Origin of the sequence: Limnohabitans sp., from assembly GCF_031539105.1 — a bacterium.
Taxonomy (GTDB): Bacteria; Pseudomonadota; Gammaproteobacteria; order Burkholderiales; family Burkholderiaceae_C; genus Limnohabitans.
The window spans coordinates 1-13,586 of record NZ_JAVKLM010000006.1; the positions used below are offsets into that span (position 1 = coordinate 1).

Consider the following 13,586-nt stretch of genomic DNA (forward strand, 5'->3'; position numbering starts at 1 on the left):
AAACGGAGAGCAACTTCGCTGGCTACTCGTCCGAGCACCTTATCGGTGGCGTCAATCACAAACCACTCATGCACCACGTCAGCGGGTTTTGCGCTGAATGTAGACATAGTTAAATCCTAAAAGGAGAGTTGGTTTGTAGGGTCCTTTTCCACGGTCGGCGTTCTTCTGTTGAGAACCTCTTAGGTGGGAAATGCTTTTTACAAAGCCTCTGCCGCGGGACCACTCAAACGCTGCAGAGCCAAGGATTATAAGCAAAATCAAGCGCTTAGCGCAAATCCGGCCAAAACAAGGCGGTTTGGCGGGTTACCATGCGGCCCATGTTCAGTTATCGCCACGCTTTTCACGCCGGAAACCACGCCGACGTCCTCAAACACCTCACTTTAATTGCCACTTTGAAGCATTTGATGCAAAAAGACGCGGGCATTCAGTTTGTGGACACGCACGCAGGCGCTGGCCTGTACCGTTTGGACGGCGACTATGCCGAGAAAAGCGGCGAAGCCGCCGAGGGCGTGCTGAAGCTGCTCAACCTCAAAGGCCCCGCCGCCTTGACCGACTACCTTGAAATGGTGGCCGGCTTCAACGCCAAAGGCAGCAGCAAGATTTACCCGGGCTCGCCCTTCATCATCCACAAGCTGCTGCGCCACGAAGCGCGTGACCGCCTGAAGCTGTTTGAACTTCACCCCACCGACCACAAATCATTGGGAGGCAACGTGCAGCAGCTCGAAGCAGGCCGCACAGTCAGTGTCACACGTGCGGATGGATTTGAATCTCTCAAGGCCTTGCTGCCACCGCCTGTTTCGAGCGCTGGCTCGCGCCGCACCTGCGTGCTGATTGATCCTAGCTACGAAATCAAGAACGACTACTACCGCGTGCTCGATTGCATTCAAGACAGCTTGAAGCGTTTTGCCACCGGCACCTACATCGTGTGGTACCCCATCGTGCCCCGCCCCGAAGCGCACGATTTGCCACGCAAACTGAAAGGTTTGTGCAGCCAAGTCAAAAAGCCATGGCTGCACGCCACCTTGGCGATTGGTCGCAAAACCGGCGGCAACGACACGGGCCTGAGCGCCAGCGGCATGTTCATCGTCAACCCACCTTTTGCCCTCAAGCCTTTGCTGAACGAAGCATTGCCAGTAGTGGAAGAAGCTTTGGCGCGCGGCCCAGGTCGCGGATGGACAGTGGAGTCGGGTGGTTAAGAGCCACTTGCGTTTCACACATTAAAAAGGCCTCGCTATGCGAGGCCTTTTCGTTTGGAGCGTCTTAAGGGGTCAGTCCCAAGTTTTTACAAATCGCCAACGTGGTGGCGCTTTGGTTCATGCTGTAGAAGTGCAACCCAGGCGCACCACCCGCACGCAGCTGATCGCACAAATCAGTCACCACCTCCAAGCCAAAAGCTTTGATGGAAGCCATATCGTCGCCGTAGCCTTGCAAGCGCAAACGGATCCAACGCGGGATTTCTGCACCGCATGCATCGGAGAAGCGCAACAGTTGCGACGAACTGCTGATGGGCATGATGCCCGGCACGATGGGGATGTGCACGCCCAGCTTGTCGGCGTCTTCAACAAAGCGGAAATAGGCATCGCTGTTGTAAAAGTATTGCGTGATGGCCGAATCAGCACCCGCCTTCACCTTGGTGGAAAAAGCTTGCAAATCGGCCTCAGCCGATTTGGCTTGCGGGTGAATCTCTGGATAAGCCGCGACTTCAATGCCAAAGTCATCACCCGTCTCGGCGCGGATGAAGGCGACCAAATCGCTGGCGTAATGAAACTCACCACCTGCGCCATAACCACTGGGCAAATCGCCGCGCAAAGCCACCAAGCGCTTCACGCCCATGGCTTTGAATTCGGCAAGTTGTTGGCGCACGCTGTCACGCGTAGCGCCAATGCACGAAAAGTGCGAGGCAGCAGACATGCCCTCGCTCAAGATTTCTTTCAAAGTAGAAATCGTGCCCGCTTGGGTGGAACCACCCGCACCATAAGTGACCGAGCAAAACTGGGGCTTGAGTGGGTACAGCGCTTGGCGCACGACACGCAACTTCTCAGCACCTTCAGGTGTCTTAGGAGGGAAAAACTCAATGCTCAAGCTGTTGTTTGCGGTCATCTCTGTCTCACTTGTTGGCGCGTCATGCGTGACGCGCACCAATCCAAAATTCTTGGTTGCCATCGCCACCGGCAATGGCGCTGGGCCAGTAGCCCAACACATCTAAATTCAAAACAGCACAGGCCTCGCGCAAACGCGCCTCGACCTGCACGTAGCTGGCCTCGTCTTTGACCAAGCCACCTTTGCCAATGTCGCTGGGCTGCAATTCAAACTGCGGCTTCACCAACATCAAAAGCGCACCGCCCTTTTTCAAAGAAGGCAGCAACGCGGGCAATACAAGGGTGAGCGAAATGAAAGACAAATCACCCACCACCAAGTCAAAACCAAGTGCGGCATCTGGCACACGCACATCATCGGCTTGCAGCTCGCGGGCGTTGATGCGTTCTACACACACCACACGCGCATCGTCGCGCAAGCGCGGGTGCAACTGGCCGTGACCCACATCCAAACCCACCACTTGCGCAGCGCCTTGCTGCAACAAGCAATCGGTAAAGCCGCCAGTGCTCTGCCCCACATCGAGACATCGCAAACCTTGGGCAGACAGGGCGCTGCTGAGCAGGGCTCCTTCTAGCTTTAAACCACCGCGAGACACATAGCGTGCCTCGGCGGTGTCTAGCAAACGCAGCTCACTGGGCAACGGCAACTCGTCACCGTTCTTGGTCACACGTTGCCATGGCTTGGTGCCCAACCGCCACTCCACGCCCGAAGCAATCAGCCGCTGCGCTTGAGAGCGCGAAGCGGCTAAACCACGTTCGAGGAGCAGCTGGTCAGCTCGCATCAATGAAATGCGAGTGCTTAGTAGCGGTAAGTGTCAGCTTTGTAAGGGCCGGTCTTTGCCACGCCGATGTAGGCGGCTTGCTCGTCGCTCAACACGGTCAACATGGCACCGACTTTTTCGAGGTGCAAACGCGCCACTTTTTCGTCGAGGTGCTTAGGCAACACATAGACCTTGCCTGATTCGTATTGGTCTTGCTTGGTGAACAACTCGATCTGAGCGATCGTTTGGTTCGCAAAGCTAGCGCTCATCACAAAGCTGGGGTGGCCAGTGGCGCAACCCAAGTTCACCAAACGTCCTTTGGCCAACAAGGTGATCTTTTTGCCATCAGGGAAGGTGATGTGGTCGACTTGCGGCTTGATCTCGTCCCACTGCAATTTTTCCAACGAAGCCACATCGATTTCGTTGTCGAAGTGCCCGATGTTGCAAACGATGGCCTCGTCTTTCATGGCGGCCATGTGCTCGTAGCGGATCACGTTCTTGTTGCCGGTAGCAGACACGAAGATGTCGCACTTGTCAGCCGCGTATTCCATGGTCACAACTTTGTAGCCTTCCATGGCAGCTTGCAAAGCGTTGATCGGGTCAATCTCTGTCACCCACACTTGGGCGCTCAAAGCGCGCAAGGCTTGTGCAGAACCTTTGCCCACGTCGCCGTATCCGGCCACGCAAGCCACTTTGCCAGCGATCATCACGTCGGTCGCGCGCTTGATGGAGTCCACCAAAGATTCGCGGCAGCCGTACAAGTTATCAAACTTGCTCTTGGTCACCGAGTCGTTCACGTTGATGGCGCGGAACATCAAGCTGCCTTTGGCGGCCATTTCGTTCAAGCGCAACACGCCTGTTGTCGTTTCTTCGGTCACGCCAATGATGTGCGCGCCTTTGCGTGTGTACCAAGTGGGGTCCACGGCCAATTTGGCTTTGATGGCGTTGAAGAGGCATGTCTCTTCTTCGCTCGTAGGGTTAGCAATTAACGACGCGTCGGTTTCAGCGCGCTTGCCCAAGTGCATCAACAACGTGGCATCGCCGCCGTCGTCCAAGATCATGTTGGGGCCTTCGCCTTCAGCGCCTTTGGCGCCGAATTCAAAAATGCGGTGGGTGTAGTCCCAGTACTCAGTCAAGGTTTCGCCTTTGGTGGCGAACACAGGAATGCCAGCTTCTGCGATGGCAGCAGCTGCGTGATCTTGGGTTGAGAAGATGTTGCAAGAAGCCCAACGCACGTCAGCGCCCAAAGACTTCAAGGTTTCGATCAACACAGCCGTTTGAATGGTCATGTGGAGAGAGCCGGTCACGCGAGCGCCTTTCAAAGGCTGCGCTTTGGCGAACTCTTCGCGAATGGCCATCAAACCGGGCATTTCGGTTTCGGCGACTTTGATTTCTTTGCGGCCCCAAGCGGCCAAAGACATATCGGCCACGATGTAATCAGCGGCGACGGCGGTTTTAAGAACAGCGTTCATTTGTGAGACTCCAAAAGTTGGCAAAGCCACTAGCGACGCGCGGTCAGCGTCATCTGGGAGTCCGAAGGAATCTTCTAGGAGCTCACCTCACGTCGACTAGTGGGTGAGCGCGGTTGGCAGTCCGAGCCTCACCTGTAAATCAACCCATTGCGGGCCGACAGGCTGCAGCGCTCCTCGGATAGCCAAGATTTTAAACGAACTTCTAAAACCCCTGCTTCACAACGGCCCCAGCGCTATGATTCCCGCCTTGATTTGCCATTTTTAGGCACTCCTTTTTTATAGTGACCCCATGAGCTCCTTTCTGAACGAAGTGCGCCGTCGCCGCACCTTTGCCATCATTTCTCACCCCGATGCGGGTAAAACCACGCTGACCGAAAAGCTGTTGCTGTTCTCGGGCGCAATCCAAATCGCAGGTGCCGTCAAAGGCCGCAAAGCCAGCCGCCACGCCACGTCTGATTGGATGGAAATTGAAAAGCAACGCGGCATCTCGGTGGCCTCGTCGGTCATGCAAATGCTCTATCGCGACCACGTGATCAACCTGCTCGACACCCCCGGCCACAAAGACTTCTCGGAAGACACCTACCGCGTGCTCACCGCCGTGGACTCCGCCTTGATGGTGATTGACGCGGCCAACGGTGTGGAAGCCCAAACCCGCCGCTTGATTGAAGTGTGCCGTCAGCGTGACACGCCCATCATCACCTTCGTCAACAAGATGGACCGCGAAGTGCGCGACCCCCTCGACATCTTGGACGAAGTCGAACGTGAACTCGGTATGCCCTGCGTCCCCATGACCTGGCCTGTGGGCCAAGGCAAGCTGTTCGGCGGCATCATCAACTTGCGTACGCAAGCCATGACCGTGTTTGACTCAGGCTCTGAGCGCTTGCCGCAAGACTTTGAAACCCACCCCCTCGCCGAGCAAGCGCAACTGGCCGAGCGCTTTGGCGCAGAGTGGGCCACCGCCATGGAAAGCATGGAGCTGGCCACGGGCGCGTCGCCCAAGTTCGACAAAGAAGATTTCTTGGCGGGCAAGCAAACGCCCGTGTTCTTTGGCTCGGGCGTGAACAACTTTGGTGTGATGGAAGTGCTCGACGCTTTGGTCGACCTCGCGCCCTCGCCGCGCCCTCGTTTGAGCCACTTGGTGGTGAACAAGCAAGCGGAAGAAAAGATCATTCAGCCCGAGGACGCTGGCTTCGCAGGTGTGGTGTTCAAAGTGCAAGCCAACATGGACGCCAACCACCGCGACCGCATCGCCTTTGTGCGCGTGGCCTCGGGCAAGTTCACCCCCGGCATGAAGCTCAAGGTGCAACGCACCGCCAAAGAGCTGCGCCCCACCAGCGTGGTGACCTTCATGTCGCAACGCCGCGAAGCGGTGGAAGAAGCGTATGCAGGCGACATCATCGGCTTCACCACCCACGGTGGTGTGCAGCTGGGCGACACCATCACTGACGGGCCCGCTTTGCAATTCACAGGCTTGCCGTTCTTTGCGCCTGAGTTGTTCATGACGGTGATTTTGAAAAACCCATTGCGCACCAAGCAACTGCAACAGGGCTTGGACCAACTGGGTGAAGAAGGCGCGATTCAAGTCTTCAAACCCGAAGCCGGTGGCGCGATGCTGCTGGGCGCTGTGGGCCAACTGCAGTTTGAAGTGGTGCAGCACCGCTTGAAGGCCGAGTACGACTGTGATGTGAAGCTAGAGAGCTGCCAATACACCGGTGCGCGTTGGATCACCGCAGATACCCCTGCGGAGCTGCGTGAATTCAACTACGCCTACCCGCAGCGCATGGCCTTGGATGCAGCCAACACCTTGGCGTATTTGTGCACCTCGCCGTATGACGTGCGGTTGGCGCAAGAGCGTTTTCCGAAGATTCATTTCCATCCGCTGCGCGAGCATGCGGGATTGGCGTTGTCTACGGCTGGGTAAACGTTATTGCATCCGGTCTCTGCGTGCCAATGTGGGGAACAGCTTTATCCAAGAGGCGGCAACCAAGATCGTGCCCACGCCGCCACTGACCACTGACACAACAGGCCCCCAAAGCGCAGCCACTGCGCCCGACTCAAATTCACCCAATTGGTTAGATGCGCCAATAAAAATTGAATTCACAGCGGCCACACGTCCGCGTATATCGTCTGGGGTTTGCAACTGCATCAAGGTCATGCGTGTGACCACACTGATGTTGTCTGCTGCACCCGTTGCTGCCAAAGCAAACAAGGACAAGCCAAAGTTTTGTGAGAAACCAAACACCACGGTAGCCGCACCAAACACCGCGACAGAACCTAACAGGCTGTAGCCCACATGGCGCCGTAAAGGCCAGCGCAACATGACAAACGACATCAGCAATGCGCCTGCTGCTGGGGCCGCGCGTAGCAGCCCTAAACCTTCAGGTCCTGTATGCAAGATGTCACGCGCATAAATGGGCAACAAGGCCGTCGCACCACCGAGCAAGACCGCGAACAAATCTAGAGATGTGGCGCCTAGCAAAATCTTGTTGCGCCAAACAAAGGTCACGCCAGCCATGGCCGATTCCCATGTCACGGCCTCTTGGGTCGCGCGATGCACATGCTGCACAGCCAAGGTGAGCAAACTTGAGAGCAACATCATGCCTACACAGGCGGCATACACCGTCAACGCACCATGCGCGTAAAGCACGCCGCCCAATGCGGGCCCGCCTATCGTGCCCGCCTGCAAAGCGCTTGAACTCAAAGCTGCGCCGCGTTGCATCATGGTGGGAGGCAGCAACGTGGCGATCAATGCTTGCTGCGCTGGCATTTGAAAAGCCCGCGTCGCACCCAGCACCACAGACAAGAACAAGATCAAGTCTCGATTGACAAACTCACCCAGCGTGGCCCACACCAGCCACGCCGAAACCGACGCCTGAATCAGCACACACAGCGCAAACAAACGTGCACGATGCACCCGATCAGCCACATGTCCTGCGGGCAAAGTTAGCAACAAAGCTGGCACAAACTGCAACAAGCCCACCAAACCCAAATCCCACGCGCTGTCGGTGAGGTCATACATGTGCCAGGCCAAAGCCACCATCAACATTTGATTGGCAGTCACCACCAAAAAGCGTGCACCCATGAAGTGAACAAAGTTGCGTTGCGTGAGCAATGCTTTCAAACTCGGCATATTCAACCTCTTGCCAACACAGGTTTCAAGGCCACACCCGTGTGCGTACCCAAAGCCACCACCGCCTCTGGCGTATCCGCGGCCACGATCAAGCCACCGCCATCACCCCCCTCGGGGCCGAGGTCAATGATCCAGTCGGCTTCGGCAATCACATCGAGGTCATGCTCAATCACCACCACGCTGTGACCACCATCCACCAAGCGATGCAACACGCGAATGAGTTTGTCCACATCGGCCATGTGCAGACCCACGGTAGGCTCGTCCAACACATACAAGGTATGCGGGGCTTTGTTGCCTCGGCGCGTCACGTCGTCACGCACTTTGCTGAGTTCGGTCACCAGCTTGATGCGCTGGGCTTCGCCGCCACTCAATGTGGGCGAAGGTTGGCCAAGCGTCAGGTAACCCAAGCCCACGTCTTTGAGCAACTGCAAGGGGTGCGCAATGTTGGGCATGGTGGCAAAGAACTCCACCGCTTCATCCACCTCCATTTGCAACACATCGCCAATGCTTTTGCCGCGCCAGCTCACAGCCAAGGTTTCGGGGTTGAAGCGTGCGCCACGACAGGTCTCGCAAGGCACTTTCACATCGGGCAAAAAGCTCATCTCAATCGTGCGCAAGCCTTGGCCTTCGCAGGTGTGGCAACGGCCCTCACCTGTGTTGAAGCTGAAGCGCCCTGCGCCATAACCACGCGCTTTGGCCTCTAAGGTTTCAGCAAACAGTTTGCGGATCGTGTCCCAAAAGCCAATGTAGGTTGCAGGGCATGAACGCGGTGTTTTGCCAATCGGCGTTTGGTCCACTTCCAACACGCGGTCGATGGTTTGGTAGCCATCGAGCCCAGTACAACCCACCCAAGCAGGATGTTTGCCTTCGTCGTCAAGTTTGCGGCCAGCTTGTGTGGAACGCTGCGCCACCGCAGCCGCGACGTTGTGCAACAACACATCACGCGCCAGCGTGGACTTGCCAGAACCCGATACGCCCGTCACTGCCACCAATCGTTTGAGCGGAATCGACACACTCACATCGCTCAAGTTATGCAGCGATGCCCCTTCAAGCGACAACCACTGCAATGAACCATCAACAGCCACCTCTTGAGCAACAGGCGCAGCCGCCTTGCGCTTACCCACCTTCGCGGAGGATGGGGCGTTGCCGGGTGACGATTTTGGCTCGCCGCATGAGGAACCCGGCAATGCCTCATCCTTCGCAGCGAGTGCAGCAGCGGCGGCAGTAGAAGCAGCCGCAAAAGCAGCTAGCGCAGCATCAGTCACAGGACGTCGTGCCTGCAACGGATGCCGCATCGCATGCAACAAGTAACGCCCCGTTTGCGATTCACCCTGAGAGGTGATGTCAGCGACAGACCCTTCACTCATCAACCGCCCGCCGCGCTTACCCGCGCTAGGCCCAATGTCAATGATGTGGTCCGCGCGTCGAATGGTGTCTTCGTCGTGCTCCACCACCACCAGCGTATTGCCCTTGTCGCTCAGCAAATGCAGCGCGTTCAACAAAATCTGGTTGTCACGCGCATGCAGGCCAATCGTGGGCTCGTCCAACACATAGCAAACGCCTTGCAAGTTGCTACCCAGCTGCGCAGCCAAGCGAATACGCTGTGCCTCGCCACCGCTGAGCGTTGGCGCACCACGGTCGAGCGTGAGGTAGTTCAACCCCACTTGCTCTAAAAATTCCAATCGACTCTTGATTTCTGGCAACAGGTCGCGAGCGATGTCAGCATCGCGGCCCGTCATCGCCAGCTTCTCGACCCACTTGCGAATCTCGGTCACGCTCAAGCGGGCGATATTGGTGATGCCCACACCTGCAAACTTCACAGCACGAGCCGTTGCGTTCAAACGTGTGCCTTCACAGGTCGGGCAAGCCACATCGACCAAATCGTCCACATCGGGCTCGGCAAAAGTTTGTTCGCGGCCTTTGTCTTTGTCGTCGCGCACCGAGTCATCCAACACTTTGCGCTGGTCTTTGTTGAGCTTCACGCCCGTGCCCACGCAGTCAGGGCACCAACCGTGCTTGCTGTTGTACGAGAACAAGCGTGGATCCAGCTCAGCATACGAGGCGTCGCAGACCGGGCATGCGCGCTTGGTGGAATACACATCCAAGCGGCCAATGCTGTTGGTGTCTGTGCCAGCTTCCATGGCTTCGCGCAAACCGTCGAGCTGACTCAACACATGCACCACGCCTTTGCCATGCTCTAGCGCAGTGGTCAGTGCTTGGCGCAACGCCACTTCGTTTTGTGCAGAAACTTCTAGGCTGGCCACTGGCAATTCAATGGTGTGCTCTTTGAAACGATCCAAGCGCGGAAAGCCGTTGGTCGGCAAAAAGTGACCATCCACACGCAAGTGCGTGTAGCCGCGCGGACGCGCCCAATCGGCTAACTCGGTGTACACGCCTTTGCGGTTCATCACCAGCGGGCTCATCAGGCCAATGTGTTGCCCCTTGAACTCACGCATCAGCTGCGCAGCAATGCGCTCTGCCGTTTGTGGCTGCACGGCTGCACCGTCGTGGGTGCAATGCTGCGTGCCAAGCTTGACGTAAAGCAAACGCAAAAAGTGCCACACCTCGGTGGTCGTGCCCACAGTGGACTTGCGCCCACCTCGGCTCAAACGCTGCTCAATCGCGACCGTGGGTGGAATGCCGTACACCGCGTCCACCTCGGGACGGCCTGCGGGCTGCACGATGCTGCGCGCATAGGCGTTGAGACTTTCTAAATAGCGGCGCTGACCTTCGTTGAACAAAATATCAAAAGCGAGTGTGGATTTTCCCGAGCCCGACACGCCGGTGATGACGTTGAACTTGCCACGTGGGATGTTGACGCTCAGGTTTTTGAGGTTGTGCTCTTTGGCGTTGATGATTTGAATCGCCCCATCACCCACAGACGTGCCACGCGCAGCCTTTGCAAACCGAGCCGTATCTTCCGCAGCCAGCAGTCCAGCAGAAGCCTTCTCGCCATCAATCTCATAGACCACGCCCATCGAGGCTGCATAGTCGCGCAGGGCTTTGCCGGTGTGCGATGTGGGATGCAAGCGCACGTCTTCAGGCGTGCCTTCGGCGACCAACAAACCGCCAGCGTCACCGCCTTCAGGGCCAAGGTCAATGAGCCAGTCACTTGCACGAATCACATCTAAGTTGTGCTCAATGACGATGAGCGAGTTGCCGTCTTCCAACAGGCGACGCATGGCACGCATGAGTTTGGCGATGTCGTCAAAGTGCAAGCCCGTGGTGGGTTCGTCGAATAAGAACAACACGCCTTTTTTAGCGAGCGATTGGCGGCTCGATGTTTTCGCTTTGGCAGCTTCAGCCAAGAAGCCTGCCAACTTCAAGCGTTGGGCTTCGCCGCCGCTCAAGGTGGGCACAGGTTGACCAAGCTTGACATAGTCCAAGCCTACGTCCACGATGGGTTGCAGAGTGCGAACGACTTCGCGGTCGCTGGCAAAAATTTCTAAGGCTTCGCCGACTGTTAGATCCAACACATCGGCTACGTTGAGGGTGATTCGTGTCGCGGTTGCGGGTGCAACGACTTGCTCCTCTTCGCTGCGCTCAGAATGTCGCTGCGCCGTCGCCCCCGCAGCCACGCCACGAATTTCGCGTTCGATACGGACTTCTAGGATTTCTGGGCGGTAACGTTGGCCGTTGCAGTCTTGGCAACGCAAGTACACATCGCTTAAGAACTGCATTTCAACGTGTTCAAACCCTGAGCCACCGCAGGTGGGGCAGCGGCCATCGCCGCTGTTGAAGCTGAACTTCGAGGCGGTGTAGCCGCGCTGTTTAGAAAGTGGTGCTACTGCGAAGATTTCTCGCACGGCATCCCACGCGCCTACATAGCTGGCGGGGTTGGAGCGTGCAGTTTTACCGATGGGCGACTGGTCCACAAACACCACATCGCTGAGGTAGTCAGCACCCAACAAACGGTCGTGTGCGCCGGGTGTTTCTGTTGCACGGCCGTAGTGGCGCAACAACGCGGGCGTGAGCACATCTTGAATGAGCGTGGACTTGCCCGAGCCGCTGACGCCGGTGATGCACACCAAGCGTTGCAGCGGAAACTCGATGCTCAGGTTTTGTAGGTTGTGCTCGCGTGCGCCTTCGAGAATCAAACGTGGCGTGTTGTCAGTGACCAACCGTTTCAGCCCCAGGCCAATGGTTTTGCGTGCGCCCAAGTACGCGCCCGTCAAGGTGTCGGCTGATTTCAAGGCTTCGGTTGTACCGTCAAAGACGATCTGTCCGCCTTTCACGCCTGGGCCTGGGCCCATGTCAATGATGCGGTCGGCACACATCATCACCGCGGGGTCGTGCTCTACCACCACCAACGTGTTGCCCGCATTGCGCAAGCGCAGCATGGCTTGGTTGATGCGGTTCATGTCGCGGGGATGCAGGCCGATGCTGGGCTCATCCAACACAAACAAGGTGTTGACCAGCGAAGTACCCAAGGCCGTGGTGAGGTTGATGCGTTGCACCTCGCCGCCGCTGAGCGTTCTGCTCTGTCGGTCGAGGGTGAGGTAACCAATGCCCACATCGCTGAGGTATTTCAAGCGCGTGCGAATTTCATCCATCAGCAAATGCAGGGCTTGTGCATCTGCACCCGCCACATCCACTTGCGTGGCGTTGAAGAACTGGTGCAACTTGTCGATGGGCAACAGCATCAAGTCATGCAGGCAAAGGCCGGGCATGGCTTCGAGTTGGGCGCGGGTCCATTGCACGCCTTGCGGCATGAAACGTTTGGCCGGTGGCAGAACTTCGTCGGCGTGTGCTTTGGTGCCAATGCGCCACAAGAGGCTATCGGTTTTCAAACGTGCGCCAGCACAAGTGCCACACGGCGTGTAGCTGCGGTACTTGGACAGCAGCACGCGGATGTGCATCTTGTACGACTTGCTTTCTAAGTATTCAAAGAAGCGTTTGACGCCGTACCACTGGTGGTTCCACTTGCCTTTCCACAAGGGGGACCCGTGGATCACCCAGTCTTTGTGCTCTTGGCTCAGCTTGTACCAAGGCGTGTCACGAGGAATGCCTTCGGCTTCGGCATGACGCATGAGGTCTTCTTGCGTTTCGACCCATGCTGGGGTTTGGATGGTTTTGATGGCACCTGCGCGCAAGGTGAGTTTGTCATTCGGAATCACCAGCCCGTAGTCCACCCCAATCACGCGACCAAAACCCCGGCAGGTGTCGCACGCACCCACCGCCGAGTTGAACGAGAACATTGAGGGGATGGGGTCGCTGTAGCGCAAGTCGCTATCAGGGCAGTGCAGCCCAGTAGAAAAACGCCAGAGTTCAGGCGTGGCTTCTGCATCCAATGACCAATACACATTTAGCCTGCCACCGCCACGTTTGATGGCTAGCTCAATGGCTTCCACCACACGGGCTTGCTCGGTGTTACCGAGCTTGAAACGGTCCGCCACCACATCCAACAATTTGCGTGGGCCTGTGGGCGTAGCCACCTCGCGCTCCGCATGAACGCGGGTGAAGCCACTCGCGCTTAACCACTGCTCAACCTCTGCCGCCGTTGTGTTGGCGGGCAACTCCACAGGGAAGGTCATGATGAGGCGCGGGTCTTGCGACTGCGCGGCACAGCGACGTTGCAACTCGGCATAAATGCTTTGCGGCGTGTCATGTTGGACAGGCTGTGCGGTTTGACGATCAAGCAAATTTCCAGCACGGGCGATGAGCAACTTCAGATGGTCGTTCAACTCGGTCATCGTGCCCACGGTGGAGCGCGAGCTGCGCACGGGGTTGGTTTGGTCAATCGCAATCGCAGGCGGCACGCCTTCTACTTTGTCCACCGCGGGGCGGTCCATGCGGTCTAAGAACTGGCGAGCGTAGGCGCTGAAGGTTTCCACGTAGCGGCGCTGGCCCTCCGCGTACAAAGTGTCAAACACCAAACTCGATTTGCCCGAGCCACTGGGGCCAGTGACCACCGTGAGTTCGCCTGTGCGAATGTCGAGGTCAATGTTTTTGAGGTTGTGTTGGCGAGCGCCACGGATGCGGATGGTGCCTGTCATGGCGGAGCCTTTTGGAGTGTGGCGAATATTCTAGAGATTCGCACAGGCCCGCATGGGTGTCGGGGCATTGCCACACATAAGCATTCAAATCAGCATTCAATCTGCCCGCACCAAGCAAAACGCCACGGGCA

Annotated in this window: 7 protein-coding genes, 1 pseudogene and 1 riboswitch; of the genes and pseudogenes, 2 read left to right on the top strand and 6 right to left on the bottom strand. The window is 57.3% G+C overall.

Annotated elements, in window-relative coordinates; translation table 11 throughout:
• Positions 1-107, bottom strand: a pseudogene (locus RMR24_RS00840) (50S ribosomal protein L13); the annotation flags it as partial.
• A gap of 210 nt (positions 108-317) precedes the next feature.
• On the opposite strand from RMR24_RS00840, the gene RMR24_RS00845 reads away from it, so the two are divergent.
• Positions 318-1,196, top strand: coding sequence for a 23S rRNA (adenine(2030)-N(6))-methyltransferase RlmJ (locus RMR24_RS00845; RefSeq protein ID WP_310613224.1), 879 nt, complete (start codon positions 318-320; stop codon positions 1,194-1,196).
• A 64-nt stretch (positions 1,197-1,260) separates the two neighbouring features.
• On the opposite strand, the gene metF is transcribed toward RMR24_RS00845, so the two are convergent.
• From metF to ahcY, 3 genes are read right to left on the bottom strand one after another with little or no spacing between them, the layout of a single operon-like run.
• Complete coding sequence (gene metF / locus RMR24_RS00850) at positions 1,261-2,100, bottom strand: methylenetetrahydrofolate reductase [NAD(P)H] (RefSeq protein WP_310613196.1); 840 nt, start codon at positions 2,098-2,100, stop codon at positions 1,261-1,263.
• A gap of 22 nt (positions 2,101-2,122) precedes the next feature.
• Entirely contained in the window at positions 2,123-2,878 is a 756-nt protein-coding gene (locus RMR24_RS00855) for a TlyA family RNA methyltransferase (RefSeq protein ID WP_310613197.1), read from the bottom strand.
• A gap of 17 nt (positions 2,879-2,895) precedes the next feature.
• Complete coding sequence (ahcY, locus tag RMR24_RS00860; protein WP_310613198.1) at positions 2,896-4,329, bottom strand: adenosylhomocysteinase; 1,434 nt, start codon at positions 4,327-4,329, stop codon at positions 2,896-2,898.
• Positions 4,330-4,427: 98 nt separating this feature from the next.
• Positions 4,428-4,511, bottom strand: a riboswitch (S-adenosyl-L-homocysteine riboswitch).
• Positions 4,512-4,618: 107 nt separating this feature from the next.
• Between ahcY and RMR24_RS00865 the strand changes: the two genes are divergently transcribed.
• Positions 4,619-6,250 carry a peptide chain release factor 3 gene (locus RMR24_RS00865; RefSeq protein WP_310613199.1) on the top strand — a complete coding sequence of 544 codons (1,632 nt, stop codon included), beginning with the start codon at positions 4,619-4,621 and terminating at the stop codon, positions 6,248-6,250.
• 3 nt (positions 6,251-6,253) lie between these two features.
• Here the strand turns inward: RMR24_RS00865 and RMR24_RS00870 are convergent, their stop codons facing one another.
• The gene (locus RMR24_RS00870) at positions 6,254-7,459 is read right to left on the bottom strand and encodes an MFS transporter (protein ID WP_310613200.1); all 1,206 of its coding nucleotides are present in this window, start codon (positions 7,457-7,459) and stop codon (positions 6,254-6,256) included.
• Positions 7,460-7,461: 2 nt separating this feature from the next.
• A complete protein-coding gene (locus tag RMR24_RS00875) occupies positions 7,462-13,455 on the bottom strand; it encodes an excinuclease ABC subunit A (protein WP_310613201.1) in 5,994 nt (1,997 codons plus the stop codon).
• Positions 13,456-13,586: the final 131 nt, after the last annotated feature.